This is a genomic window from Gordonia spumicola, assembly GCF_009932475.1.
Classification (GTDB): domain Bacteria; phylum Actinomycetota; class Actinomycetes; order Mycobacteriales; family Mycobacteriaceae; genus Gordonia; species Gordonia spumicola.
The window spans coordinates 478,800-503,131 of sequence record NZ_BJOV01000005.1; the positions used below are offsets into that span (position 1 = coordinate 478,800).

Sequence of the window (24,332 nt, forward strand, 5' to 3'; positions counted from 1 at the left end):
CAGGCTACCGTTGACGCTATGACTGCTGCGGCCGGCATCGGCACACTGTTCGACGCCGACGAGGTGATCGAACCTCCCAAGCGACGTTCGGCCGCTCTCCGGTACCCGGGCAGCAAGTGGTCGCTGGCCGGCGAGATCGTCAGCCACTTCGGCGAGCACTATCACTACATAGAGCCCTACTTCGGTTCCGGCGCAGTGTTCTTCACCAAGGGGCCGAGCGGGCACGAGTTGATCAACGACAGTCACAGTCTCGTCGTCAACTTCTTCCGAGTCTTGCGCGACCGGACCGACGAACTGCTGTTCGCACTGGAGACGACCCCGTGGAGCCGTGAGGAGTACGACCAGAGTCACCTGGTCACCGGCGACGAGTTGGAGGATGCCCGTCGCTTCGTGACGAGGATCTGGCAAGCCCACGCCTCGGACTTGGCGAAGAAGACCGGATGGAAGAACCGCGGTTCACGCCAGCGCGCCGGCGGCATGTCGCTGCGCTGGCAGAAGGTTCCGAAGGAGCTCTCCGAGCTGGCGATGCGCCTCAAGGACGCCGAGATCGAGAACCGGCCGGCAATCGAGGTCATCCGTCGATTCGCCACTGCCGACACCTTGATCTACGCTGATCCGCCCTATCTGATGGAGACTCGCACGCAGAAGATGTACGCCAGCGAGATGTCCGTCGAGGACCACGTGGAGATGCTCGACGCCCTGGTCGCCCATCCTGGGCCGGTCGTCATCTCCGGCTACGCCAACCGCCTCTACGACGAGAAGCTCGTCGGCTGGAAGAAGGTTCTGGTGAAGCCGCCCAAAGTGGAGAAGGCGGCCCAGCGCATGGAAGTGCTCTGGATCAACGAATAGCCCCCCGGTTCATTCGGGTCGGGCGCGATCGAGTTCGCCCCAGAGGTTCGGCCAGTACTCCTCGGCCTTGGCTTGCAGGTCGTGGACCGGGGCGACCTCCAGCTCGAACCGAACGCTGCTCCACTCCTCCCAGCCCTTCGGCGGGTAGAACTTCAGCTGTCCGCCCGACCGCGCGTACCACTGCCACAAGCGGAGCGGTCCGCTGTCGGTGTCGATGTACCCGGCGACCGACGAGGGGTCACCCTCCTCCGCGTTCTTGCCCTCCACACGCCAATCGATGGCAGCCGGGTCCACCGCGTGCACGATGTCCATGCCGAAGCTGATGATCTGGAACTCTCGCCACGCCTTGTCGTGGGTGAGCAGCAGGTACTTGCTGGCGTCGACGTCGAACTCGCGCCGGACTGCCTCGTGCCACGACTTGACGGTTCCGACCAGGATCGGGCCGGCCTTCTCCGGCGACGTCCGCCAGTCGACGCCCCGGTTCTCAATGGCAGCGGTCAAGTACTTGGCCGAGTTCGACAGCTCCATGAACCAGCAGTTGCTCTTGGCCGATGCCTCGGACGCCATCTTGCAGGACACGCCCCACGGCAGACGGTCGGGACCACCGGGCGCCACGACGTCGAAGATGTGCTTGCTCTCATTGGTCGTGCCGCCGAGCACGATCGCGGTGACGCGCTCGAAGCCGAGATAGTCGGGCATCGACCCGTCGACATTCTTGACTCGCTGACCGGATCCGTCGCGAAAGGTGCTGAGCAGAAGGCGCATCCGTTCGATCTCGGTCGGATTGAGTTCGCGGTCCCGGACCGCCCGCGTGTTGTTCACGCCTAGCAAGGTAGCCCTGATGTCCGGAAAGGGGTTCGCATTCTCGGGTCGTGCCTCGAATGGTTGTCGACCGATCGGGCGACCCCGGGGTGAGTGTGGTCGGCGCCACCGGGTATCAGTTACAGGCGTGAACGCGCCACAGCAGCCGACCGGTCCCCAGTACCCGCAGGCCCAGCATCCGCAAGCCCAGTACCCCCAGGCCCAGTACTCCCAGCCGCAGTATCCGCAGGGATACATCGACCTCACCATCCAGGGGAGCGTGATGACGTCGAACATGATCACGCCCGACGTGGTGATCAACGGGTACCGGATCCCGACGTCGTACGGATACCAGCAGGTGCCGATGCAGCCGGGGCCGGTGCACATCGAGGCGTACGCCCAGTGGATGCGGCGGTACGGTCAGGCGTCGATGGACTTCACCATCGCGCCGGGACAGCGGGTGCCGGTGTTCTACGCGGCGCCGATGCACCAGTTCACCACGGGTTCGATGGGGCACGAGAAGCAGAAGCGGAAGGGGCTCGCGGCCTTCCTCGGCATCATGGCGCTCATCATCGTGCCTGTCGTGCTGATGCTCGTCGTGGCCGTGTCCCTCTGACCCGACCGGTGGCTAGTGTGTAGAGGTGTCGGATCGTGTGAAGGACGAGGTGACCCGGACCGACGCGGTTCGGGCGACTGCGAGACTCGCGTTCGCGGCGGCCGTCGTCATCGCGGTGGCGGTCCAGGTGCCGGGCCTGGCCGGTGCGCAGTGGTCCTTGTTCGACACCCGGATCTACCTGGACGGCGGGCACGCTGTGCTCACCGATCCGTCGTCGTTGTACGTCACCCGCTGGCAGGGCGGTTTCTGGTTCACCTACCCGCCGTTCGCGGCCGTGGTCTTCGGCGTCCTCGACCTGCTGCCCGCGACGGTGGCGACCGGCCTGCTCACGTTCGGGACGGTCCTGGCGTCGGCGCGGACCGGACTGCTCGTGTCGCGCGGGCTCGTCGACCGGGTCGGCGCGCCGTGGGCGTCGGCCCATCGGGACGCGGTGGCGTTCGTCGCCGCGGCGGCCCTGCTGATGCTGTCGATCGTGTCCGAGCCGGTACGCGGCACGATCGGGTTCGGGCAGGTCAACGTGATCCTGGCGTGGCTCGTCGTCGAAGACTTCCTGGGTTGGGGCTCCAAGCGTCCGTGGCGGGCCGGCGTCCTCACGGGGGTGGCCGCGGGGATCAAGATCACGCCCGCGCTGCTGCTGATTCCCCGGCTGTTCGTGGGCGACTGGCGCGGCGCCCGCAACGGGGTGCTGGCCGGTGTCGCGACCGTCGTACTGAGCGCATCCGTCACGTGGACGCAGACGTGGGACTACTACACGCGCTGGCTGTGGGACACCACGCGGCCGGGCGACCCGTGGTACGCGTGGAACCAGTCGCTCGTCGGCACGGCCTATCGCGTGGCGGGAATGGACGGTGCGTCCGTCCTCCGGTGGTTGCTGGTCGGTGTCGCCGTCGTCGCGGGCATGTACGTCACGACGGCGGCCCTGCGCGGCGGCGACCGAGTGGGGGCCGTGGTGCTCGGCTCGTTGACGATCTATCTCGTCAGTCCGATCACCTGGTATCACCATCTCGTCCTGATCCCCGCGCTGCTCGCATGGTTGGTCGCGATCGACGCGACCTGGCCGCGGCCCTGGCGCATCCTGATCCGGATCCCGGCCGCGGTGCTCGTCGTCAGCGCGATCACGGGTCTGTGCAAGACGGTGCCGAGCGGCGGGGGAGCGGAGCTGTCGTACTCTCCCTGGGAGTTTGCACTCGTCGACGCGGTGCCCCTGGCCGGGTTGTGCCTGCTCGTGGTGATGGCCGGGGCCCGAATCTCAACCCGTGGTTGATACCGTTCCGTCGTTCGGATGAATGTTCCGTGTCGTGATTCTCGCCGGTGTCCGGGGTGCGGATCGGACGGCGCCGAGCCCCTCTCGAGGGCATTCATGCGCAAGAAACCATGAATGACCTGCGGCGACGTCAGGTGTCGTCCAAAGCGCGGTGCGGGGACCAGCCCGGAGTGCGGTGAGTCACGCGGCGTCGGATATGCGAAACGTGGTGAGCGTCTCGTACAATCTAGAAAACGGAATCACGGTCCGTTTACGGATTTACACAGTTTTGGGAGCAAGATGGGCATCACTCGGAGCGGCGTGCGCCGACCCGGCGTCAAAGCGGCCTCCGTCGTCGCGCTGATGGTCGCGGCGATCGCATTCCTGTCGGCATGCAGCAGCGTCACCGGATACAGCGGCGACGTGCGCGGCAACGGCGAGTTCGGCGACATGATCAAGCCGGCTATCTCGGTCACCGACGAGTCGGGCAAGCTGCTCTCCAGCTCGTCCACCGACAATCCCGACACCGACATGTCGAAGAGCAACGTCGGCGTCCAGCCGGGCCGACCCGTCGTGGTCAAGGCCAGCGAGGGAGCCATCTCCGACGTTCGCATCAAGAAGAACAGCGGTGGCTACATCAAGGGCAACCTGAGCGACGACGGGACCACCTGGACCAGCGCGGAGCCGTTCGGCTACGGCTCGACGTACACGGTGGAGGCCAAGGCCGTCGGTGTCGGCGGAACCACCACCAACACGACCAAGTTCACGACGCGCGCTCCCGAGAGCAAGACCGCCGCGTACATCAGCCCGCCGGACGGTGAGACCGTCGGCGTCGCGCAGACCGTCGGCGTCCGTTTCGACGAGTCGATCTCGGACCGCAAGGCCGCGCAGGACGCCATCAAGATCACCGCGAACCCGTCGGTGGAGGGCGCCTTCTACTGGATCAGCGACCAGGAAGTCCGCTGGCGTCCGGAGAACTACTGGAAGCCCGGCACCAAGGTCAGCGTGAAGGTCGACATCTTCGGCATCGATCTCGGCAAGGGCATGTTCGGCGAGTCGAACGAGTCGTCGAGCTTCAAGGTCGGCCGCGACCTGGAACTGTTCGCCGACGACAACACGAAGATGGTGACGGTCAAGAAGAACGGCAAGGTCATCCGCACCATGCCGACGTCGATGGGCAAGGACTCGACGCCCACCAACAACGGCATCTACATGATCGGCGACCGCCTCGACAACATCATCATGGACTCGTCCACGTACGGCGTCCCGTCGACCTCGGCCGAGGGCTACCGCACGCCGGTCGACTACGCCACGCAGATGTCCTACAGCGGCATCTACCTGCACTCGGCACCGTGGTCGGTGTGGGCGCAGGGCAACACGAACACGAGCCACGGCTGCCTCAACCTGAGTCCGGACGACGCGCTCTGGGTGGTGCGCAACACGCTCCGAGGCGACCCGGTCACGGTCAAGAACACGGTCGGCGACCCGCTGCCGGGCACGGACGGCCTCGGTGACTGGAACATTCCGTGGTCGACGTGGAAGAAGGGCAACGCCAACGACTAGCCCGTCGTTGTGACGAGTCTCCGAACTCCGATGAGGTCCGGTGGGGTATCCCCACCGGACCTTGTCATTGGTCGGTGTTACGATCGCGGCGATCAAAAAAATCACCGAAGATTGGTATGAACACCATGGCTCGTCCGTCCTGGGAAACCGAGGATCTGTCCGCCCTTCGCGAGATGGCGCGTGCGTTCTGCGAGAAGGAAGTGGCGCCCAACACCGAGCGCTACATCGAGCAGCACCACGTCGACCGCGACCTGTGGAACAAGGCCGGTGAACTCGGCCTCCTGTGCATGTCGATCCCCGAGGAGTACGGCGGTGGCGGCGGCACGTTCGCTCACGAGGCCGTCCTCATCGAAGAGCAGGCACGCGTCGTCGACTCCGCCTGGGGGCAGAGCCTGCACAACGGCATCGTCGCCCATTACATCCTCGCCTACGGATCCGAGGAGCAGAAGAAGACCTGGCTGCCCAAGATGGCGTCCGGCGAGGTCGTCGGCGCGATCGCGATGACCGAGCCCGGCACCGGCTCGGACCTGCAGAACATCAAGACCAAGGCGGTCAAGGACGGCGACGACTACGTCATCGACGGTTCGAAGACCTTCATCACCAACGGCGGCCAGGCCGACCTGGTGATCGTCGTCGTCAAGACCGACACCTCCGAGGGCGCCAAGGGCATCTCCCTGGTGCTTGTCGAGACCGAGCGTGACGGCTTCAGCCGCGGCCGCATCCTCGACAAGGTCGGCATGCGCGGCCAGGACACGGCCGAACTCAACTTCTCCGGCGTCCGGATCCCGCAGTCGAACCTGCTCGGCGACTCCGAGGGCCTCGGCTTCATCCAGCTGATGACGCAGCTCCCGCAGGAACGCCTCATCATCGCCGTCGCATCGGTGGCCGGCATGGAGGTCGCGCTCGAGAAGACCCTCGCCTACACCAAGGAGCGCACCGCGTTCGGCAAGCCCGTCTTCGCCTTCCAGAACACGAAGTTCAAGCTCGCCGAGGTCGCGACCGAAGCGCACGTGGCGCGCGTCTTCCTCGACGACTGCATGGAGAAGCACCTGCGCGGGCAGCTGGACATCCCCACCGTGGCGATGGCGAAGTGGTGGACCACCGAGCGCGCCATGCAGGTGGCCGACACCTGCCTGCAGTTGTTCGGCGGCTACGGCTACATGAACGAGTACCCGATCGCGCGCATGTGGGCCGACAACCGCGTCCAGATGATCTACGGCGGCACGAACGAGATCATGAAGGAGATCATCTCCCGCGCGCTGTGAGCTAAGGGTTGGTGAAGGCCGCGAGGAACTCGGTGAGCATCTTCGCGGTGACCGGCCTCGGCAAGAGGTCGATCGCCGCGATCACGGCGCTCAAGTCCAACGCGTCAGACGCGGCGGCGGGGTCGGTGTGCGGGTCGATGCCCGCGCCGACCAGGACTGCTTCGGTCGTCGCGGAGTCGAGGCCGAGCGCATCGTCCACGGTCACGGCTCCGGAGGCGAACGCTGAGCTCAGCTCGACGAGCGCCGCCGGAGCCGTCGCCCGTTCGCGGCCACGAGCGGTGGCTGCGGCGTCGGTGAGGGCGGCGGCGAGATCATCGACGATCCGCGCGGTCACCGGCGTGATCGTGAGATGCGTGCTCGGTGGCAGGACGGACCCGTCTGCCTGCGTGAATCCCGGCTGAGCCTGCAGTGTGAAGCCGCGGGCGGAGACCTCGTCGGCCCACCGGTGGGGATCGATCGGATCGGCCGCCTCGGTGTCGGCCGACACCGCGAACACCGGGCCGCTCGGCTCTCCGACGACGCGCAGCCCGTCGATCCGTCGGACGGTGTCGACGAGCACGCGAACCGCCGATGCGATGTCGGCGACCAAGTCGGCGAAGCCGTCCGACCCGAGATGTCGGGTGATCGCCCACGCCGACGCGAGTCCCGCCGCCGACCGGGAACCCAGCAGGGTCGCGTTGACGATCGGGTATCCGGGCCAGTCGGTGGTCGCGAAGTACGCGCTGCGATGCCGGTCGCGGTCGGCGTGCAGCAGGATCGACGCGCCCTTCGGCGCATACCCGTACTTGTGGAAATCGGCCGACAGGCTCGTCACCCCGGGAACGCGCAGGTCCCACGCCGGAAGCTCGTCCGGCCACCAGGCGAGCGCGAAACCACCGAGACAGGCGTCGACGTGCAGGGGGAGTCCGCGTTCGAGGGCCAGCGCGCCGATCGCCTCGATCGGGTCGAGGGCGCCCGTCGGATAGTTCGGAGCGGATGCCACGAGGAGGAACGTGTCGTCGGTGATCGCGCCGGCCATCGCGGCGGGGTCGACGCGGGTGGTGACCGGGTCGACGGGGACCCGGCGCGCGGTGACGCCGAGCAGTTTGGCGGCCTTGTCGAATGCGGCGTGCGCGGTCGACGGCATCACGATGCTGCCCGATCCGGCGCGGGTGCCGGAGTGCTCGCGGGCCGCGAGAACGGCGAGCACACAGCTCTCGGTTCCGCCGGAGGTGACCGATCCGACGGCGTCGGTCGAGCCGAACGCGGTGCGCGAGAACGCGATCAGATCGCGTTCGAACGACGCGACCGAGCCGAACACCGTCGGGTCGAGTCCGTTGACGGGCTGGACGAGCGCCGAGGCGTCGGCGGCGAGGCGATCGATCTCGGCGAGTCCGGAATCGTAGACGTACGACAGAATCCGGCCGCCGTGTGTCGGGGCGTCGCTCGCGCGGCGCGCACGCAGGTCGGCGAGGACGTCGTCGACGGCACGGGCGGGTGAGGTCACGGTGTCGCCTTTCGTTCGTAGCGAAGAAGGACTGCGATGCTGCCCGCCACGAGCAGCGCAGGCAGTACGGAGAATCCGAGCGCGATGCCCGTACGGGCGAGGTCGGACTGTTCCGCGGTCTCGTCTCCGCTGGACGAGACGAAGCCGGTGGCCGCCAACACGAGCAAGTAGACGCCCGGACCCAACGCGAGACCGAGCGTTTCGCCCGCCGTCCACAATCCGGAGAGCGCCCCGCCCTGGTCGCGTCCCCGATCCTGCGACACCTCGTCGATCACGTCGGGCAGCATGGCGAGCGGAAAGGTCTGCATGCCCGCGTAGCCGACACCGGCGACCGCGACGAGACCGAAGATCCACGGCCCCGGCGCGGCGGCGGCCCCGGACAGGCAGAGTGCTGCGACGCCGAACAAGATCGATGCGGCCAGCAACCCCGCCCGCTTGCCGTATCGGACGCCGACCCGCACCCACAGCGGCATCACGAGGAGGGCGGGCGCGACGAGTGCGACGAAGACGATCGTCAACGCACCCTTGTCCTCGAGCACGTACGTCGCCACATACTGAGCACCCGCGAGCATGACCGCGGATGCGAGGGCTTGCAGGACGTAGACGGTCAGGAGGATCCGGTAGTGGCTGTTGCCGGTGAACGCCGTGAACGCGTCCCGGTGATGCAGGTCGGCCGAACCGGCGCCGACCACCGGGCGGGCCCTGGTCGCGGCGAACGACGTCGCGATCGTCATACCCGCGGCGATCAGTGCGACCGCGGCCGCCGCCATCACCAGGTAGCCGACAGCGCCGCCGCCGAGCGCGTCCCGCACGGCCGGTGCACCGGCCCCGATGACAAGGATCGTCAACGCGAGAACGGCGATTCGAACCGAGATGAGCCGGGTCCGCTCGTCGTAGTCGGGTGTCAACTCGGTCGGCAGCGCCACATACGGAACCTGGAAACAGGCGTAGGCGACCGCGCTCAACGTGAAGAACAGCAGCACCCACGCGGCGGCGGCCGCGGGTCCGAATGACGGCGGCGTGCTGAAGGTGAGGATGAACGCGGGGACCTGTGCGAATGCGCCGAGCCGCATCAGCCGCGTACGACTGCCCGTCGTGGCGGCGGCTCGGTCGCTGACCGCGCCGATGACCGGGTTGATCACCACATCGATCGCCTTGGGGATCACCACGACGATCGACGCGATGAGGGCGGCCACCCCGAGAGTGTCGGTCAGGTAGTACGCGAGGACGAGGCCGGGCAGGACGCCGAAGCCTCCCGTGCCGACACTTCCGGCGGCGTACCCGCCGACGACTCTCCGGGGGAGGGTCGTCATGGTCGGTAGGCCTGGACGCGCTCCCAGAGGCGGGCGTACATCTCGGCGGCCCGGTACAGATCGCCGACCAGTGCGTCACCATCCCGTCCGGCACTCACGCGAAGGCTCTCGATCCAATCGGGCACGAGTCCATAGTGGGACGTCCCGTCCTTGTTCACATCGAAAACGCGGACACCGGTCTGCTGCCGGTACACCTTGCTTCCGTCCGGCATGGTGATCGGGTAGGTCACGGGCTTCTTGTCGGCGCCAGGTCGGGGCGCGGCCTGCTTGCCGAGTCCGTTCATGTCGGTGCCGAACGCGAGGCCGAAGTAGCGGTCGCGCGGGGCGACCGCTCGGACCGCGCGCCACTGATCGACGAACGACTCGCTGTGCTTGTCCTCGGGTGTCTGCTCCGCACCGCTCGCGTACAGGCCGACGGCACCGCCCGCGGCCAGGATTCGCCGGTAGTTCTTGGGGTCGGTCCAGGTGTGCGACGACACGACGCCGGGGTAGTGCGCGGCCTCGGTGATGTCCAGGACGCGAGCAGCCGCCTTCGCCGACAGATGATCGACGTCGATCACGATGCGTCGCTTCATGGCCGCACGGACCGCGTGCTCGCCGAGCGAGGTGAGACCTCGGACGTTGCACATGTTCTTCGGCTGCAGCGGAGCCTGGTTGTCGTTGCCCGCCTTGCCACAGGGTTCGGTCTGCCAGACGCCGCCTCCGAGGTATGCCTGCCCGATCTCGACACCGACGCCGGTGAGGTCGCCGTCCATGCGGGCGCCGCCGAGAGCGTTGTCGAACTTGTGCGTCAGGATCACCTGCCGGACGCCGATGTCCCACAGTTCGTCGAGCCCCCGGTCGATGTCGCCAGCCGAGCAGGAGGGCTTGCCGTTCACCTGGCCGCAGCCGAAGGGCTCGGAGATCTCGATGCCGAGGGTGACGGCGAGCTTTCCGGATGCGACGATACGGCGCAGTTCCTGCGAATTGGTCGCGATCTGGAAGAAGCCCTTACCCGGTCCGCCTGCCTGCGCGTCGATGTAGTCGCGCAGTGAGAGCAGGCGTCGATGCTGGATGCGGACCGATTCCATCTCATTGCACGGCTCGTCCTTGAGCGGGTAGATCTCGCACAGGGCGCGGTTCTGGACGTAGTAGTTGTTGAGGACGCGCTGGCCCGCCCGCCACGCGCGTTCGAGCCACCGGTAGTACGTCTGCTCGTGAGTGAGCGAGTACCACTGCGGGTAGCCCTTGAACGTCGGCCAGCCGCGGGTGTCGTGGGGGCCGGGCTGGCTCAGGACGTGCTCGGACACGGCGGGTATGCCGTCCGGTGAGTGGTCGGGGCAGTCCTTGAGCGCAACCGTGATGCCCAGCGGGCTGTAGGGCTTGCCGCAGTGAAGGGCGCCGCCGAGGAACTGCTCGGCCATGATGTGGACGTGGGAGTCGACGAACCCGCGAATCTCGCCGTTCGCGTCGGTTCCGGTGTGCGGTGCGCCGGTCACGTTGATCTGCGCCTCGGGGAAGGCCCGACATCCGGTGGCCGGGGTGAGGCGGACTGAACGGGTCAGGCCCGTGGACGACGTGAACCGGTAGGTGGAACCGGTCCGGTCGACCTTCCAGATCGCGTCGTTCGTCGGCGCCGCCTTCCGGATGGTCCGAGCACCGTCGGCGGTCAGCAGTGTGCCCGCGGTGTCGTAGAACAGGAACTTGCCGAGTGCGGCCGCTTTCGCCGTGGACGGGCCCGTGCTCGGCAGCGAGGCTCCGCCGATCGCCGACATCGTGAAGCAGCCGTTCGCGAGGTCGTACGCGGGTTCGGCAGGTGTCGCGGTGGCGGACGTCGGGGTCAGCAGCGGCACGACGGCGACGACGGGCGTCAACAATGCGACGGCGAAGCTCCGCCATTTCATCCGTGAGACGTACATGGTCGACAAACGTAGTCGATCGATCGATCAAATTGTGAGCTTTCGCTCATCGTGGGCATTACGGTGACCTGATGGACACCACTTCGGCACAGATCGCGACACTGACGGCGATCTCCGACATCACGGCGCTCAAGCACGACTACTGGCGAGCGTGCGACGAGAAGGACGTCGACGGCTTCCGCGACTCGTTCATCGCGTCCGGGGCCGTCATCGACTACGGGCCGCTCGGCAGCTTCGACGACGCCGCGCCGATGGTGGCGATCTTCGAGCGGGTGGCGCTCGCGAAGGTCGACGGCCGCTACGCCGTCCTCGACATGCACACCGGGGGACATCCGCACATCACGGTGACCGGCCCGGACACCGCGCGCGGACGCTGGTCGCTCCGCTTCCGGCAGATCGACACGGTCGGGCGCACCGAGACGGTCTCGACCGGCGTCTACGACGACGAATACCTGCGCGAGGACGGGGTGTGGCGGATGTCGGTGTGCCGGTTCACCCAGCACTGGTCCGTCCGACGCCCCCTCGGCGACGACGCGGTCGTCACCGAAGGGGCGTTCCCGGCCGCCGGATCGGACCGGTGACGGCGATTCGCGTCCCTGGACGACTCTGATCGGCGACAATCGACAGTCGGTCGAGAAGAAGGGTGGACACCTGTGGGTGAGATCGTGCTGGCCGACGTACGGACCGCGACGGAACACGACATAGTCGTCGAGTGGGCGGCGTCGGCGTACCCGGGAGTGGACGTCCGACGCCTCGCCGACGTCGACTTCGGCGCGCTCGATCAGCAGACGACGCTGATCCCCGCGAGGGTGGTGTGGCTGCCTCCGGTACGCAAGGGGGAACGCCGTGTCGCGCTCGCCGACGCGATCGTGCTGTCGAATCCGCGCAGACCCCCGGCCTTCCGGCAACAGGCGATCCGGAAACTGGGGCCCGATCGGATGCGGGTCGTCGAAGGCGCCCCGGCGACCGTCGCCGAACTCGGAGCCAGGCACGGGCTGAAGCAGGCCGAGGGGACGTCGTTCGCGTCGTTCGTCGGCATGCAGGCGTCGTTGGCCGCCGAGCGCGCCGAACTCGAGCTCGTCGGCACCAGGTACAAGGTGCCGAGGCTGGTGGCCGAACAGATCAGCTCGTCGGCGCGCTTCCAATCGGCCGCTTCCGTGCTCGCCGCGGACCTCGGCCGCAGTGCGGCGTCGGTGGCGCAAGAGGCCACCGAGAAGATGGGCACGTTCGTCGCGACGCAGAGCCGCCTGGTGCAGGACGTGTTCACGTCGACGTTCAGCGGCCTCTACGAACGCGCGTGGACGGTGTCGGCCGATCTGGACACCCTCGGCAGGCTGCGGATACTCAACAAGTCGAATTCGCTGGTGTTCCTTCCGTCGCACCGGTCGTACGTCGACACCCTGATCCTCGCCAGCGTCCTGCACGATCACGACTTCCCGCAGAACCTCGTGCTGGGCGGCGACAATCTGGCGTTCTGGCCGATGGGCGCCATCGCCCGTCGTGCGGGCACCATCTTCATCCGCCGCAAGTTCGGGTCCGACCCGGTCTACAAGTTCGCGATGCGGTCGTACCTGTCGTTCATCGTCGAGAAGCACTTCAACCTGGAGTGGTACATCGAGGGCGGACGGTCGCGGACCGGCAAGCTGCGGCCGCCGATGCTCGGACTGCTCGCCTACGTCGCCGACGCCGTCGAGGCGCTCGACGAGGCCGACGTGATGCTGGTGCCGACGTCGATCGTGTACGACCAGCTGCCCGAGATCGCCGCGATGGCGAGGGAGTCGGCGGGCGGGACCAAGACGCCCGAAGACCTGAAGTGGCTGTTCAAGTACGCACGAGCGCAGCGCGAGTACCGCGGTGAGGCCCGCGTGCGCTTCGGTGAACCGATCTCCCTGCGCGGAGCGCTCGACGAGGCTGGCTCCGGACGCGCGCGGCTGGAGAAGGTCGCGTTCCGGGTGATGGACGAGATCAACGCCGCCACTCCGATCTCGGCGACGTCGCTCGCCGGCTTCGCGTTGCTCGGCGCGGAGGACCGGGCGTACACCGCTCGCGAGATCGAGGACATCCTCGCGCCGCTGCTCACCTACATCGACGCGCGGAAGCTCCCGGGCCCCGACCCGTCGCTGTGTCGCGGACTCGGACTGTTGACCACCCTGAGCGAGTTGACCGACGCGGGCGTCCTCGACACGTTCGACGGTGGACCGGAACAGGTCTGGTCCATCGCACCGGACAATCACGCCGTCGCCGCGTACTACCGCAACGGCGCACTCCATCACTTCGTCGACCGCGCGATCGTCGAACTCGGCCTGCTCGCGATCTCCGACGGCACCGCGCCTCCCGCACCGGAAGGCCTGCTCGCCGCCGGGCAGGCGGAGGCGCTGCGCACCCGCGACCTGCTGAAGTTCGAGTTCTTCTTCCCGCCGAAGGAGGAGTTCCTGCACCGTCTCGGTCAGGAGATGGATTTGATCTCCGACGAATGGCGCACCAGATTCCCCACCGTGGAGTGGGTGTACGACACGCTGTTCGCCAACGCGGGCATGCTGCTCGCCCGTCGATCGTTGCAGACGTTCTTCGACGCGCAGTTCGTCGTCGCGAGTCATCTGAGCAAGCTCGGGACGGTCGACGTCGACAAGGAGTCGGTCCTGGCCGACTGTCTTGGACTCGGTCGTCAGCTGGCGATGCAGGGTGTCGTGCAGAAGGATTCGGTGTCGCGGGAACTGTACGACGGCGCCTACCGTCTCGCCGACAACCGGGGAGCGATCGCCGGGGAGTCGGACGACGCCGTCGCCGCGGCTCGACGGCAGTGGCTGGCCGAGATCGGCATCCTTCGATCCCGCCTGGTCCGGCTCGCCGCGATCGAGGCGGAACAGGCCGCACAGAAACGAGAGGACGACAGGTGAGCGCACTCGCCGACCGACTGCTGGAGATCAAGGCCGCACCGTCCGGCAAGCAGGTGTGCGCGTTCTTCGACTACGACGGAACCCTCCTCGACGGATTCTCGGCGGTCGCGATCCTGCGTGCGCGACTGCGGAGCCTGGAGTTCACCGGGGCCGAACTGCTCGACGGGCTGATGATCGGCCTGCGAGGATGCTCATCGGAGCAGGACTACGCCGAAGTCCTCGAGGCGACGAAGCCCGCCTTCGCGGGCAAGACGTACAGCGAGCTGTTGGCGATGGGCGAGAAGCTGTTCAAGGAGGACACCGCGTCCAAGCTGCGCCCGCAGATGTGGCAGGTGATCCGGGCGCACCGGGCGAAGGGGCATCGCATCGTCATCGCGTCGTCGGCGACCCGGTTCCAGATCGAGCCGATCGCCCGTCAGATCGACGCCGATCACGCCCTCGCCACCGACGTCGAAGTGGTCGACGGGATCGTCACCGGACGAATCCTGGGCCGACCGCTGTGGGGGCCGGGCAAAGCGGCAGCCGTCCGACGGCTGGCCGCCGAACACGACCTCGACCTCGCGTCGTCGTTCGCCTACAGCGACGGCAACGAGGACGTCCCGTACCTGGAGTCGGTCGGGCATCCGGCGGCCATCTCGCCGCAGAGCGGGTTGCGCGCGGTCGCCGAGGCGCGCGGCTGGCCGATCATCGAGCTGAAGAATCCGTCGCACAGCACGGTCGGGATGATCGCCCGGACGAGTGCGTTCTACGGCTCCTTCCTCAGCGGAGCCGCGGTCGGCTTCGCCAAGGGGCTCATGAGCGGCGAGGACAGCACCAAGGCGATGCAGGGGTCGATCGCCGCGGGCATCGACACCGGGTTCGCGCTCGCCGGGGTGAGCGTCGACGTCCTCGACGGTCGCGGCTACCTGACCACGGCGCGCCCGTGTGTGTTCGTCTTCAACCACCAGTCGAAGCTCGACCTTCCGGTGATGATCCACCTGGTCCGCGACCAGGCGACGGGCGTGGCGAAGAAGGAGATCAAGAGCGTCCCGCTGTTCGGGCAGATCCTGCAGGTCGGCGGCGTCGCCTTCATCGACCGGGCCGACGCGGGGAAGGCCATCGAGCAACTCGAGCCCGTCGTGCAGAAGATCAAGGACGAGGGGATGTCGCTCGTCGTGGCGCCCGAGGGCACGCGGTCGGCGACGCCGCGGATCGGTTCGTTCAAGAAGGGCCCGTTCCACATCGCGATGCAGGCCGGTGTCCCGATCGTGCCCGTCGTGATGCGGAACGCGGGCGAACTGATGTGGCGCGGTGCGCAGCTGATCAAGCCGGGAACCGTCGAAGTTCGGGTGCTGCCCCCGGTCGACACGTCGTCGTGGGTTCCGGAGAATGTCGGTGAGTACGCCGTGCAGGTGCGCGAGATGTTCCTCGACGCCCTCGCCGACTGGCCGGTGACCGCGTTCGACGACGGACGCATGACCAAGACCATGGGAGTCTTCGAGTGGAAGGAATCGACCGGTGAGTGACGACAAGCCCCTCGACTGGGGCAGCGACGCGGAGATGAGCGCCGTGGACGCCGTCATGTGGCGCGGGGACGCCGACCGCCGCCTCCGGTCGACGATCTCGGTGGTCGAGGTGTTCGACAGCGAACCCGACTGGGACCGTCTCGTCGCGGCTCACGACTGGGGGACCAGGATGGTTCCGCGATTCCGCCAGCGCGTGGTGGAGTCGCCGCTGCGGACGGGCACCCCGAGTTGGCAGGTGGACCCCGACTTCGACCTGCACTATCACCTGCGTCGGGTGCGGCTCGCGGGCGACGGCTCGATGCGTGAATTGTTCAGTCTGTGCGAGCAGATCGCCATGACGCCGCTCGACCCGGCCCGTCCCCCGTGGGAGGGCTACCTGATCGACGGGCTCGCGGACGGCAAGACCGCGTACTTCATGAAGGCGCACCACGCGCTGACCGACGGCATGGGCGCGATGCTCGTCATCGCACAACTGCATTCGACGACGCGTGAGCCGAAGCCGGGCAAGCCGCAGCCCCCCGCTCCGGCGGTCGAGGATCTGTCGGCGCTCGACGTCCTGTCCCGGCAGGTCGCGGAGGAGCTGAACCGTCTTCCGAAGCTCGCCGGGATGGCGTTCGACGGCGTCCGGTCGCTGGCCGACCCGAAGAAGGCGCTGAGCCGAGTGCTGCGCTACGGGCGTTCGGTGCCGCGGGTCGCGGGCATGATCAGCCCGGAGGGGTCTCCGCTGCTCGCGAACCGGAGCGTGGCGTGGCGGTTCCAGGCGTTCGAGATCGACTTCGCCCCGCTGAAGGCGGCGTCGACGGCGACCGGTGCATCGATCAACGACGTGTACCTCGCCGGACTGATCGGCGGCTTCCGGAAGTACCACGACGCGAACGCGGTGTCGGTGGAGTCGATCCCCGTCGCCATCCCGATCTCGGTCCGCACGGACGGCGACTCGGCCGGAGGCAACCGCATCGCGGTCGGACGTCTGGCGGGCCCGATCGGCATCGACGATCCGTTCGAACGGGTGCTGACCATCCGTGAACAGGTCCGCGCCGCCCGCGGCGAACCCGCGGTCGACATCTTCAACACCATCGGACCGGTGCTCGCGTGGCTGCCCGGCCAGGTGCTGACGCAGTTCAGCGGCGCGACGGCGATGAACGACCTCCAGGCGAGCAACGTCCCCGGCCTGCCGTGGGACACGTACTTCGCGGGCGCGAAGGTGGAGCGGATGTACCCGTTCGGCCCGCTTCCGGGCTGTGCGGTGATGGCGACGATGATCACCCACAACAGCATCGCATGCCTCGGCCTGAACATCGACGCCGCGGCCGTCACCGACCTCGACCTGTTCGCCGACTGCCTCGTCGAAGGCTTCGACGAGGTCTGTGCCCTCGCCGCGGAACCGCCGACCTCGCGCATGGTCCGCGTCGTCTGACACCGGCGCGACACTACGCTGTACGCATGGTTGATTTCTCGTATGTGATCGCAGGGTCCGAGGCCACCGGCGGCGCCGGGATCCAGACGGACCTGAAGACCTTCCAGGAGCTCGGCACGTTCGGTCTCGGGACCATCACGTGCATCGTGTCGTTCGACCCGAAGAACGACTGGGGCCACCGCTTCGTGCCTGTCGACCCGCAGGTCATCGCCGATCAGATCGAGGCCGCGACCAGCGCGTACGACCTCGACGTCGTGAAGATCGGCATGCTCGGCACCCCCGCGACCATCGACGTCGTCGCCGATGCGTTGGCCCGGCAGTCGTGGCGGCACGTCGTCCTCGATCCGGTCCTGATCTGCAAGGGGCAGGAGCCGGGGGCCGCCCTCGACACCGATCAGGCGCTCCGCGCGAAGGTCCTGCCGCGGGCGACCGTCGTGACGCCCAATCTGTTCGAGGCGCAGATCCTGTCGGGTCTGGACGCCATCGAATCGGTGGACGACCTCGCCGAGGCCGCGCGCCGGATCGGCGCGCAGGGCCCGCGCTACGTTCTCGCCAAGGGCGGAGTGGAACTGCCGGGCGACGATGCTGTCGACGTCCTCTTCGACGGCGACGAGATCACCGTCCTGCGGGCGCCGAAGATCGGCAGCGAACGCGTGTCCGGGGCGGGCTGCACTCTCGCCGCCGCGCTCACCGCCGAACTCGCGAAGGGCGCGAGCGTCGTCGACGCCGCCCGCCGCGCGAAGGAGTTCACCGGGGCCGCCATCGCCGCCCGCGTCAGCGGACATCTCCCGTTCGACGCCGTGCGCCAGGGCTGACCCACCGGACCTCGTTCACATGGTGGTCGAGCCGGACACGGAGCGTTGGCGGCGGGGCTCGACGCTAGTCGGGCCGATGGAATACATCCTGTGCGGTGAGCGCTGAACCCGACCGTGAAGAACATCGGATTCCTGTCGTTCGGACATTGGTCGGACGCGCCCGGGTCGCAGACGCAGTCGGCCGCCGACACGTTGATCCAGTCGATCGAGCTCGCCGAGGCGGCCGAAGAACTCGGCGCGGACGGCGCCTACTTCCGCGTCCACCACTTCGCCCGTCAACTCGGATCCCCGTTTCCTCTGCTCTCCGCCATCGGAGCGCGCACGAGCCGGATCGAGATCGGGACCGGCGTCATCGACATGCGTTAGCTTATATCGCGGTTGCAACACTCGTTCACGTAAGCTTGGTTGCATGGTTGAACTGGTATCGCTGAGGAAGACGAACGAGGTCGCCGCGTACGTCCGCGCCTCGATGGATCGCAAGGGCGACCGGTGGACGGTCGAGACCCAGTTGCGGAAGATCAGGGCTCTCGCCGAGGCCAAGGACTGGGAGGTCGTCGAGGTCTACGACGACAACGCTGTGTCGGCGACGAAGAAGCGCCGCGCTGGCACCCGGTGGGCCGAGATGCTGGACGACGCCCGCGCGGGCAGGTTCTCGATGGTCGTCGCCGTGGACATGGACCGCCTCCTGCGCAGCACGAAGGACCTGAACACGCTGATCGACCTCGGCCTGCGCGTCGTCACCGTGGACGGCGAGATCGACCTCTCGACGGCGGACGGCGAGTTCCGGGCGACGATGCTCGCCGCTCTCGCGCGGTTCGAGGCGCGCCGCAAGGCGGAGCGTCAGATCAGGTCGAACGAGCGCCGCCGCGCCGAGGGCATCCCGGCGTCCTCCTGGAAGGCGTTCGGCTGGACGAGGGAGGGTGAGCTGATCGAGGCGGAGGCCGACGCCGTACGGCGGGCCTTCGATGCGTTCCTCGGCGAGCCGTCGCTGTCGATCCGTCGCATCCGCGAGGACCTGAACAGCGCCGGTCATCTGACCGCGCGCGGGTCGGCGTTCTCCGTCGATGCCGTGCGGTACCTGCTGGCGAACCCGCTCTACGCTGGCTACATCAAGCACTACGCCTCGGGCGAGCTGTACCCGGTGCAGGGCGACGCGTTCCCGCCCATCGTTGGCGAGCAGACGTGGCGGGCCGCGGTGGCAAAGCTGGAGGACAACGTGCGGAGGTCGGCGAGGCAGGGCAACCAGCCGAAGTACCTCCTGTCCACGATTGGCCTGTGCGGGAAGTGCGGCGCGACGCTCGTCTCGGGGACCAACAGCCGCAAGCAGCCGACGTACCGCTGCGGCGAGCAGTTCCACCTCACCCGCCAGCGCGAGCCCGTCGATGCGATGGTCACCGAGGCGGTGCTCACCCGCCTGTCGTCGGTGGACGTGCACGACCTCGTGATGCCGCAGGAGGACGACGGGCCGGACCGCGAGGCGCTGCTGACCGAGCGGAACGCTCTGGTCGAGCGCGTCAAGGAGCTGAGCCCGCTGCTGCTGGACGTGCGCCAGCCCGTCCTGGAGATCACGGAGGCGATCAGGGGCGGAAAGGCCCGCATCGACCAGATCGACGCGGAGATACTCGACCGCTCGGTGTCGGTGGCGGCGAAGCTGCTGGGGGACGTGGACGAGTCGCTCGGCACCATGGAGCGCCGGGAGGTCGTCGAGTCGAAGTGGAAGGCCTTGGACATGGACCGCCGCCGGATGCTCGTGGACGAGCTGGTAACGGTGACCATCGAACCCATCGCGCCGGGTCACGTGAAGTTCGACCCCGACCTCATTCGAATAGAGCCGCGTCGCGACTGACACGCGAGTCGACTCGTCAGTGGACTGGTGAGTCGAGTCATGGGAGAATGGTTGCAGACAAGAAGATCCCACCGGGGCCGCGACTTAGAAGCGCGGGTTCTACTCCCGGATGAGTAGCCGGTCAAACAGCCCAACTACCGTGGCGGGGAACCGGAAGCACACTCATGTTTGAGGACTTCCGATGTCTGTCGTTATCGACGCTCCCCGCGCCTCCGCGCTGGACCGTCCTGGGCTCGACCAGGACCTGATCCCCGTTTCGCAAGCTGATGGGCTCGATCCCGTCATCGCCGTTGCCCTCGCCGCCGGTCGTCGTGCCGGTGAGCGCCTGACCAGCACGCCGCTGACCCCGCGCCAGCGCGCCGCCGTCGCCGCCGTGATGGGTGGTGGTCGCTGATGAGCGCCAACTCCGCTGCCTTCGACCACGTGAACGGCTTCCGCTGGCGTCTGGGCGATCCCACTCTCGCCGACGCGGAAGCGCATCTCTACGACCTCGGCGTGCTCCGCTCCGTGCTGGAAGAAGCCGTCGAGATCGCCGTCGCCGACGCCCGCGCCGATGGGGTGACCTGGGCGAGGATCGGCGATGCCCTCGGCGTCACGCATCAGGCCGTCATCAAGCGCTACCGCAAGGGCGGTGCCCGATGAGCACCACCGACTGCACCAGCGCCCTCGTGTCCGCCGACCTGACCCCGCCCGGAGGGCCTGCCCTGGCACCCGCCGGAGGCGGGCTGCCCGTCGTCGTGATGACCGCCGGAAGCCGTGTTCCGCACTCCAAGAGTTTCGGGAGCTTCATTCGTTCCTACGGGCGCGGCAAGGGCTTGTCGATTGCCGCGCCATGCACCAACATGCCTGGTCAGGAGCCGGTTCCGCCCTCGCACCGCCGCGTGACCTCGCGGGATCATTTGGGGTCTCATTTGGGGGTCAATAGGGGGTCATTTAAGGCGCCGCACGCTCCTTACGATGTCGCGGGCGGTGGTCGCCGTGGCTAAGCAGGAGAACAACCCCACGAGCATCGGACTCACGCAGTACCTCGATCCGTCGTACTGGACCTGGGCTGCCGAGGATGCGAACGGGGCCGCGCTGCTCCAGCAGGGGGCCGGGCCGATCCTCACCTACATCGTGCAGCGGCTCGAGGCGGTCGGCTGCGAAGTCGTCGAGGCCTACGGCATCGTGCACGACAAGGACGAGCGCGAGGTCTGGAGCGACACGGAGAAGGCACTCGTGGTCGAGCCGAAGCCGGATCACCTGCACGCGGTGATCAAGTTCGCCAGTCGTTCGAAGAGCGCGCCGCTGGATCGGCTCGCGTTCGGCATCGGCGTCGAGCCGCAGTACGTCGAGAAGCCCGGTCGCGGACGCTACGCCTTCGACAACATGCTGTCGTACCTGACGCACGTGAAGTACGCGGACAAGCACCAGTACGCCCCTTCGGAGGTCGCCACGGTGCGCGGGCCGGACTACCTCGGCATCGACGCCCTGCGCCGGGAGACGTGGCTCAAGGGCCGCGCCCACGTGAAGAAGAAGGTCGTCGCCGAGAACTTCGAGGACATGCGCGAGCGGGTGCTCCAGGGCGAGATCACGCGCGATCAGATCATGCTCACCGATGGCCTGTTCGACATCTACTCGCGGCATCAGCGGGAGATCGACGACGCACTGTCGGCCTATGGTCAGCGCCGCGCGTATCGGGCGGCAGCGAAGCTCCGCGCCGGTGATTTCTCAACGCATGTGGTGTTCGTCCACGGGGATGCCGGGATCGGCAAGACGCGGTTCGCAACGGACTTCATCATGGCGGCGATTGACGCGGCGAACGCGAACGGCGAGCGGTGGCAGGTCTACCGGGCCGCGACGGGCAACCCGCTCGATGACTGGCGCGGGGAGGAGGTTCTGCTGCTCGACGATCTGCGGGCTTCGGCGATGGATGCGAACGACTGGCTGTTGCTGCTCGATCCGTACAACGCCTCCCCGGCGAAGGCGCGTTACAAGAACAAGGGCGAGGTGGCTCCGCGACTGATCGTCATCACGGCCACCATCGAGCCGGTCGAGTTCTTCTTCTACGCCCGCCAGAAGGGCAACGTGGACGAGGCGCTGGACCAGTTCATCCGTCGCCTGGCATCGGTCGTGAAGGTGTTCCGCGCCGACGATATCAACCGCTACCTCGTGCAGCACATCTGGAAGATCGAGCCCTACGAGTGGCATCAGTGCAGCCTTCCGGCGGCCGCGCACACGCCGGGCGTCAACGGCAACTCGTACCACCAGCAGGTGGCTCCGTCGCGCGAGCTCACCTACGGTCCGGAGACCTCCGCGGAGCACGACGCCGAGAGCGCGGTTGTCGAACTGCTGAGCGGGCTCGCGGTGCGCAGCCCGGACGTGCCGCTGGCGCTGATCGGAGGTGCGGCATGAGCGCCGATCAGCACCCGCTCTTCCAGGGGATCGAAGGGGGCGGAGCCCCCTCGCAAGCAGGGCTGGAGGACACGAGCGTCAGCGATGTGTCCGACAGGCCTACTGCTTGCCACTCTGGCGTACAGGTGGAGCAGCAGGCCGACTCCCAGGTGAAAACCGGTCGGGCTGATGCGGAGGCTGTGCGCCAGAGTCACGGCGGCGCGAAGCGTCGTCGTGGGGGCGGCGGGCGGCTTGATACGCGCTTCGATGAGGCCACGCTCGGGGCGCTGCGCACTCGTGCGGAGCGGCTCGGGCTGGCTCCGAGCACCTGGGTGCGGAGCGTCGTGCGCGATGCTCTGCACGCCTCCCGGAGCGAGGAGCTGGACGCCGCCGTGGCCGCGCACCTGCTCGGCGTCGAGGCGCGCGTGCAGGCCTCGGCGGACGCCCGGGAGCTTGCCGCGCAGGTGCGCCCGCTGGCGATCAACGTCAACGACCTGGACCGCCGCGCGCGGGCCGGCGAGGCGGTCGCGCTGTCGGCGGAGGTGCCCGAGCTGATCGAGCTGCTGCGCGAGGTCCGGACCCTGCTCGGGGATCGGACGGCCTCATGAGCACCACGCACTACAGCCCGAGCACCAGCGCCGGAGACACGGAGCGCTACATCCGTGGCAAGGAGGACGAGCGCGGGGTCGCGATCACGTGCGACGTGCCGGGAGGCCCCGGCGCATTCTCGGCCCGCGCCCGCGCGCTCACGCAGAACACGAAGCGCGACGTCGAGGCACTGCACTACCGGCAGTCGTTCAGCGACGAGGAGTTCGACTCGAGCAGCCCGGAGGACGTGCAGCGGGTGAACGATCTGGGCTACCAGCTCGCGAAGAAGATGCACCCGGACTCGGACTGCCTCGTGGTCAGCCACGTGGATGGTCGGGGCAAGAAGCCGCACAACCACATCCTCGTGATCAATCACAGCAACCGGACCGGAAAGGCCCTCTCGGATTACCGCACGTTCCACGACCGCAAAGCCGGGAACCAGCGGGGCGTGCAGTCGGCGAACGACGAGTTGATGCGCGATCACGGCCTCTCGGTCGTGAAGCGGCTGGAGCACGCCCCGAAGGACTGGGAGCTGCGCCGCGAGGACTTCGCCGAGGGCGGTCTCGACCGCGAGATGGGCGACCGGATGAGCGCCGCCCTGGCCGATCCCCGGTCGGTGGACAAGGCCGGTCTTGAGGCGGTGATCGCGGAGCAGAACCAGCAGCTCGGCGGCGACGGGGAGCGGGTGCCGCGGATGCGCCTGCACAGCCCAGTCAGCAAGAAGGGCAAGCGCGCCGGTCAGGAGACCTGGACGCTCTACATCGAGGACCGCCGCGGCGAGTCCGGGCGCGCTGAGCGCCGCAAGCGCACGAGTGCGCTCTCGGCGGATTTCACACCGGAGGGCGCAGCCGCGTTCTTCGACTACCACCAGCAGCAGAAGGAGCAGGAACATGAGCGCAGCGCTCGACAGGCTGAAGCAGCAGAACGCGCACGAGCAGCCGCCGCAGCAGCTCGGCAGTCCGGCGACGATGGAGGTGTTGACCTCGATCCTCACCGCCGTCGAGGCGCAGAACGCGAGGCTCGACCGGCTGGCCGAGCAGCAGAAGAAGCTCGCGGGGTTCGTGAAGGTCATGGACGAGGAGACGACGAGGCGGCTGGAGAGGATCGCGGCCCCGGCGTCGACCTCCTCGCCCTCCAGCGACGTGTCCGCGAGGATCGCGAGTATCGAGAGCAGGCAGAACGAGATCGCGAGCACGCTCGGCGAGTTCGCGCGGAGTCTCAACGGCGAGAGCTTGAACGCCGCGTCGCGGAGCTTGGTCGCGGAGGCGCAGAAGAATCACGCGGCTACGGCCTCGGCGATTGAGGGGCTCAAGGCGCAGGCCGCAGCGAACCAGAAGCTCGTGAGCCAGGTCGGCGGAGCCGTGCAGCGGATCGAGAAGCGCACCGAGGAGCGGGTCGAGAAGGCCGTCGAGCAGGTCACCGGGGAGGCCTCGGCGACGATGACGGCAAACCTCGACGCGTCGAACGAGCGGGCCGAGCGGATCATCGCCGCCACGGCGAAGCTGGAGACCCGTCAGCTCTGGTCGGCTGCCGCCGCGATGTGCCTCGCACTCCTGCCGGTGGTCGTGGTCATCGCTGGGCTCTGGATGGGTATCGCCGGTCTCATCACGGGCGCTCAGTGGGCGCTGGAAGTGGACGGGAGCGTATGGCTCGGAATCGGGCGGTGGCTCGTGGTCGGTGTGGGCCTCGCCGGGGCCAGCTACGGGCTCTTCGCGTCCGTCCGCTGGGTCGCTGGCCTCGTGGAGACCTGGAAGGACCGCGGGCTGCCGAAGTGGCCGCGCTGGCGAAAGTAGGCGACCAGGGTTCCCGAGGGCAAGCGCGCGGAGCGCGTGCGGCAGCCCTGGCGAGTCGACAATA

General features: G+C 67.8%; 21 protein-coding genes and 1 pseudogene. 18 read left to right on the forward strand and 4 right to left on the reverse strand.

Annotation, left to right across the window (positions count from 1 at the left end; translation table 11 throughout):
• The first annotated feature begins 18 nt into the window (after nucleotides 1-18).
• On the forward strand, nucleotides 19-849 hold the full coding sequence (locus GYB83_RS13445) for a DNA adenine methylase (RefSeq protein WP_161895956.1): 831 nt from the start codon (nucleotides 19-21) through the stop codon (nucleotides 847-849).
• A 9-nt stretch (nucleotides 850-858) separates the two neighbouring features.
• Here GYB83_RS13445 and GYB83_RS13450 read toward each other — a convergent pair whose 3' ends face one another.
• Nucleotides 859-1,671, reverse strand: a complete 813-nt coding sequence (locus GYB83_RS13450; protein WP_161895957.1) for a hypothetical protein — start codon at nucleotides 1,669-1,671, stop codon at nucleotides 859-861.
• Between the two features lie 127 nt (nucleotides 1,672-1,798).
• Between GYB83_RS13450 and GYB83_RS13455 the strand changes: the two genes are divergently transcribed.
• The 4 genes from GYB83_RS13455 to GYB83_RS13470 all read left to right on the forward strand — a co-directional run bounded on the left by GYB83_RS13455 (nucleotide 1,799) and on the right by GYB83_RS13470 (nucleotide 6,337).
• Complete coding sequence (locus tag GYB83_RS13455; protein ID WP_161895958.1) at nucleotides 1,799-2,266, forward strand: hypothetical protein; 468 nt, start codon at nucleotides 1,799-1,801, stop codon at nucleotides 2,264-2,266.
• A 25-nt stretch (nucleotides 2,267-2,291) separates the two neighbouring features.
• Nucleotides 2,292-3,530 carry a glycosyltransferase 87 family protein gene (locus GYB83_RS13460; protein WP_161895959.1) on the forward strand — a complete coding sequence of 413 codons (1,239 nt, stop codon included), beginning with the start codon at nucleotides 2,292-2,294 and terminating at the stop codon, nucleotides 3,528-3,530.
• Between the two features lie 279 nt (nucleotides 3,531-3,809).
• Entirely contained in the window at nucleotides 3,810-5,072 is a 1,263-nt protein-coding gene (locus tag GYB83_RS13465) for a L,D-transpeptidase (protein ID WP_161895960.1), read from the forward strand.
• Nucleotides 5,073-5,197: 125 nt separating this feature from the next.
• Nucleotides 5,198-6,337: an acyl-CoA dehydrogenase family protein gene (locus tag GYB83_RS13470; RefSeq protein WP_161895961.1), complete on the forward strand. Its 1,140-nt coding sequence runs from the start codon at nucleotides 5,198-5,200 to the stop codon at nucleotides 6,335-6,337.
• Nucleotide 6,338: 1 nt separating this feature from the next.
• On the opposite strand, the gene GYB83_RS13475 is transcribed toward GYB83_RS13470, so the two are convergent.
• From GYB83_RS13475 to GYB83_RS13485, 3 genes are read right to left on the reverse strand one after another with little or no spacing between them, the layout of a single operon-like run.
• A complete protein-coding gene (locus GYB83_RS13475; protein WP_161895962.1) occupies nucleotides 6,339-7,823 on the reverse strand; it encodes a pyridoxal phosphate-dependent decarboxylase family protein in 1,485 nt (494 codons plus the stop codon).
• Nucleotides 7,820-9,136, reverse strand: a complete 1,317-nt coding sequence (locus GYB83_RS13480) for an MFS transporter (protein ID WP_161895963.1) — start codon at nucleotides 9,134-9,136, stop codon at nucleotides 7,820-7,822. Before GYB83_RS13480 ends, GYB83_RS13475 begins: the two co-directional genes overlap by 4 nt.
• Nucleotides 9,133-11,034 carry an amidohydrolase family protein gene (locus GYB83_RS13485; protein ID WP_161895964.1) on the reverse strand — a complete coding sequence of 634 codons (1,902 nt, stop codon included), beginning with the start codon at nucleotides 11,032-11,034 and terminating at the stop codon, nucleotides 9,133-9,135. Before GYB83_RS13485 ends, GYB83_RS13480 begins: the two co-directional genes overlap by 4 nt.
• Nucleotides 11,035-11,105: 71 nt before the next feature.
• Here GYB83_RS13485 and GYB83_RS13490 point away from each other — a divergent pair, with 71 nt between their 5' ends.
• The 13 genes and pseudogenes from GYB83_RS13490 to GYB83_RS13550 all read left to right on the forward strand — a co-directional run bounded on the left by GYB83_RS13490 (nucleotide 11,106) and on the right by GYB83_RS13550 (nucleotide 24,268).
• Entirely contained in the window at nucleotides 11,106-11,615 is a 510-nt protein-coding gene (locus GYB83_RS13490) for a nuclear transport factor 2 family protein (protein WP_161895965.1), read from the forward strand.
• Between the two features lie 72 nt (nucleotides 11,616-11,687).
• Nucleotides 11,688-13,931 (forward strand): glycerol-3-phosphate 1-O-acyltransferase, encoded by a 2,244-nt coding sequence (locus GYB83_RS13495; RefSeq protein WP_161895966.1) that lies wholly within the window; start codon nucleotides 11,688-11,690, stop codon nucleotides 13,929-13,931.
• Nucleotides 13,928-15,436, forward strand: coding sequence for an HAD-IB family hydrolase (locus tag GYB83_RS13500; RefSeq protein WP_161895967.1), 1,509 nt, complete (start codon nucleotides 13,928-13,930; stop codon nucleotides 15,434-15,436). Before GYB83_RS13495 ends, GYB83_RS13500 begins: the two co-directional genes overlap by 4 nt.
• On the forward strand, nucleotides 15,429-16,853 hold the full coding sequence (locus GYB83_RS13505; RefSeq protein WP_161895968.1) for a wax ester/triacylglycerol synthase domain-containing protein: 1,425 nt from the start codon (nucleotides 15,429-15,431) through the stop codon (nucleotides 16,851-16,853). The genes GYB83_RS13500 and GYB83_RS13505 overlap by 8 nt, the downstream gene beginning before the upstream one ends.
• Before the next feature lie 26 nt (nucleotides 16,854-16,879).
• Nucleotides 16,880-17,668, forward strand: coding sequence for a bifunctional hydroxymethylpyrimidine kinase/phosphomethylpyrimidine kinase (gene thiD, locus GYB83_RS13510; protein ID WP_161895969.1), 789 nt, complete (start codon nucleotides 16,880-16,882; stop codon nucleotides 17,666-17,668).
• 114 nt (nucleotides 17,669-17,782) lie between these two features.
• Nucleotides 17,783-18,031, forward strand: a pseudogene (locus GYB83_RS13515) (LLM class flavin-dependent oxidoreductase); the annotation flags it as partial.
• A 46-nt stretch (nucleotides 18,032-18,077) separates the two neighbouring features.
• Nucleotides 18,078-19,514, forward strand: coding sequence for a recombinase family protein (locus GYB83_RS13520; RefSeq protein WP_138572852.1), 1,437 nt, complete (start codon nucleotides 18,078-18,080; stop codon nucleotides 19,512-19,514).
• Nucleotides 19,515-19,695: 181 nt separating this feature from the next.
• The gene (locus tag GYB83_RS13525) at nucleotides 19,696-19,908 is read left to right on the forward strand and encodes a hypothetical protein (protein ID WP_077350345.1); all 213 of its coding nucleotides are present in this window, start codon (nucleotides 19,696-19,698) and stop codon (nucleotides 19,906-19,908) included.
• The gene (locus GYB83_RS13530; protein ID WP_077350343.1) at nucleotides 19,908-20,156 is read left to right on the forward strand and encodes a hypothetical protein; all 249 of its coding nucleotides are present in this window, start codon (nucleotides 19,908-19,910) and stop codon (nucleotides 20,154-20,156) included. The genes GYB83_RS13525 and GYB83_RS13530 overlap by 1 nt, the downstream gene beginning before the upstream one ends.
• A 315-nt stretch (nucleotides 20,157-20,471) precedes the next feature.
• Complete coding sequence (locus tag GYB83_RS13535; RefSeq protein WP_228461476.1) at nucleotides 20,472-21,908, forward strand: Rep family protein; 1,437 nt, start codon at nucleotides 20,472-20,474, stop codon at nucleotides 21,906-21,908.
• The gene (locus tag GYB83_RS13540) at nucleotides 21,905-22,495 is read left to right on the forward strand and encodes a hypothetical protein (protein ID WP_119030964.1); all 591 of its coding nucleotides are present in this window, start codon (nucleotides 21,905-21,907) and stop codon (nucleotides 22,493-22,495) included. Before GYB83_RS13535 ends, GYB83_RS13540 begins: the two co-directional genes overlap by 4 nt.
• Nucleotides 22,492-23,778: a relaxase/mobilization nuclease domain-containing protein gene (locus GYB83_RS13545; protein WP_119030963.1), complete on the forward strand. Its 1,287-nt coding sequence runs from the start codon at nucleotides 22,492-22,494 to the stop codon at nucleotides 23,776-23,778. Before GYB83_RS13540 ends, GYB83_RS13545 begins: the two co-directional genes overlap by 4 nt.
• Nucleotides 23,779-23,815: 37 nt before the next feature.
• The gene (locus tag GYB83_RS13550; protein WP_161895970.1) at nucleotides 23,816-24,268 is read left to right on the forward strand and encodes a hypothetical protein; all 453 of its coding nucleotides are present in this window, start codon (nucleotides 23,816-23,818) and stop codon (nucleotides 24,266-24,268) included.
• Nucleotides 24,269-24,332 lie beyond the last annotated feature (64 nt).

Bases quoted from the DNA above. Each gene is read 5' to 3' on its own strand.
- GYB83_RS13485 (WP_161895964.1), bottom strand. From the start codon at position 11,034: ATGTACGTCTCACGGATGAAATGGCGGAGCTTCGCCGTCGCATTGTTG.
- GYB83_RS13480 (WP_161895963.1), bottom strand. From the start codon at position 9,136: ATGACGACCCTCCCCCGGAGAGTCGTCGGCGGGTACGCCGCCGGAAGT.
- GYB83_RS13520 (WP_138572852.1), top strand. From the start codon at position 18,078: ATGGTTGAACTGGTATCGCTGAGGAAGACGAACGAGGTCGCCGCGTAC.
- GYB83_RS13535 (WP_228461476.1), top strand. From the start codon at position 20,472: ATGTCGCGGGCGGTGGTCGCCGTGGCTAAGCAGGAGAACAACCCCACG.
- GYB83_RS13445 (WP_161895956.1), top strand. From the start codon at position 19: ATGACTGCTGCGGCCGGCATCGGCACACTGTTCGACGCCGACGAGGTG.
- GYB83_RS13525 (WP_077350345.1), top strand. From the start codon at position 19,696: ATGTCTGTCGTTATCGACGCTCCCCGCGCCTCCGCGCTGGACCGTCCT.
- GYB83_RS13530 (WP_077350343.1), top strand. From the start codon at position 19,908: ATGAGCGCCAACTCCGCTGCCTTCGACCACGTGAACGGCTTCCGCTGG.
- GYB83_RS13490 (WP_161895965.1), top strand. From the start codon at position 11,106: ATGGACACCACTTCGGCACAGATCGCGACACTGACGGCGATCTCCGAC.
- thiD (WP_161895969.1), top strand. From the start codon at position 16,880: ATGGTTGATTTCTCGTATGTGATCGCAGGGTCCGAGGCCACCGGCGGC.
- GYB83_RS13465 (WP_161895960.1), top strand. From the start codon at position 3,810: ATGGGCATCACTCGGAGCGGCGTGCGCCGACCCGGCGTCAAAGCGGCC.
- GYB83_RS13545 (WP_119030963.1), top strand. From the start codon at position 22,492: ATGAGCACCACGCACTACAGCCCGAGCACCAGCGCCGGAGACACGGAG.
- GYB83_RS13470 (WP_161895961.1), top strand. From the start codon at position 5,198: ATGGCTCGTCCGTCCTGGGAAACCGAGGATCTGTCCGCCCTTCGCGAG.
- GYB83_RS13540 (WP_119030964.1), top strand. From the start codon at position 21,905: ATGAGCGCCGATCAGCACCCGCTCTTCCAGGGGATCGAAGGGGGCGGA.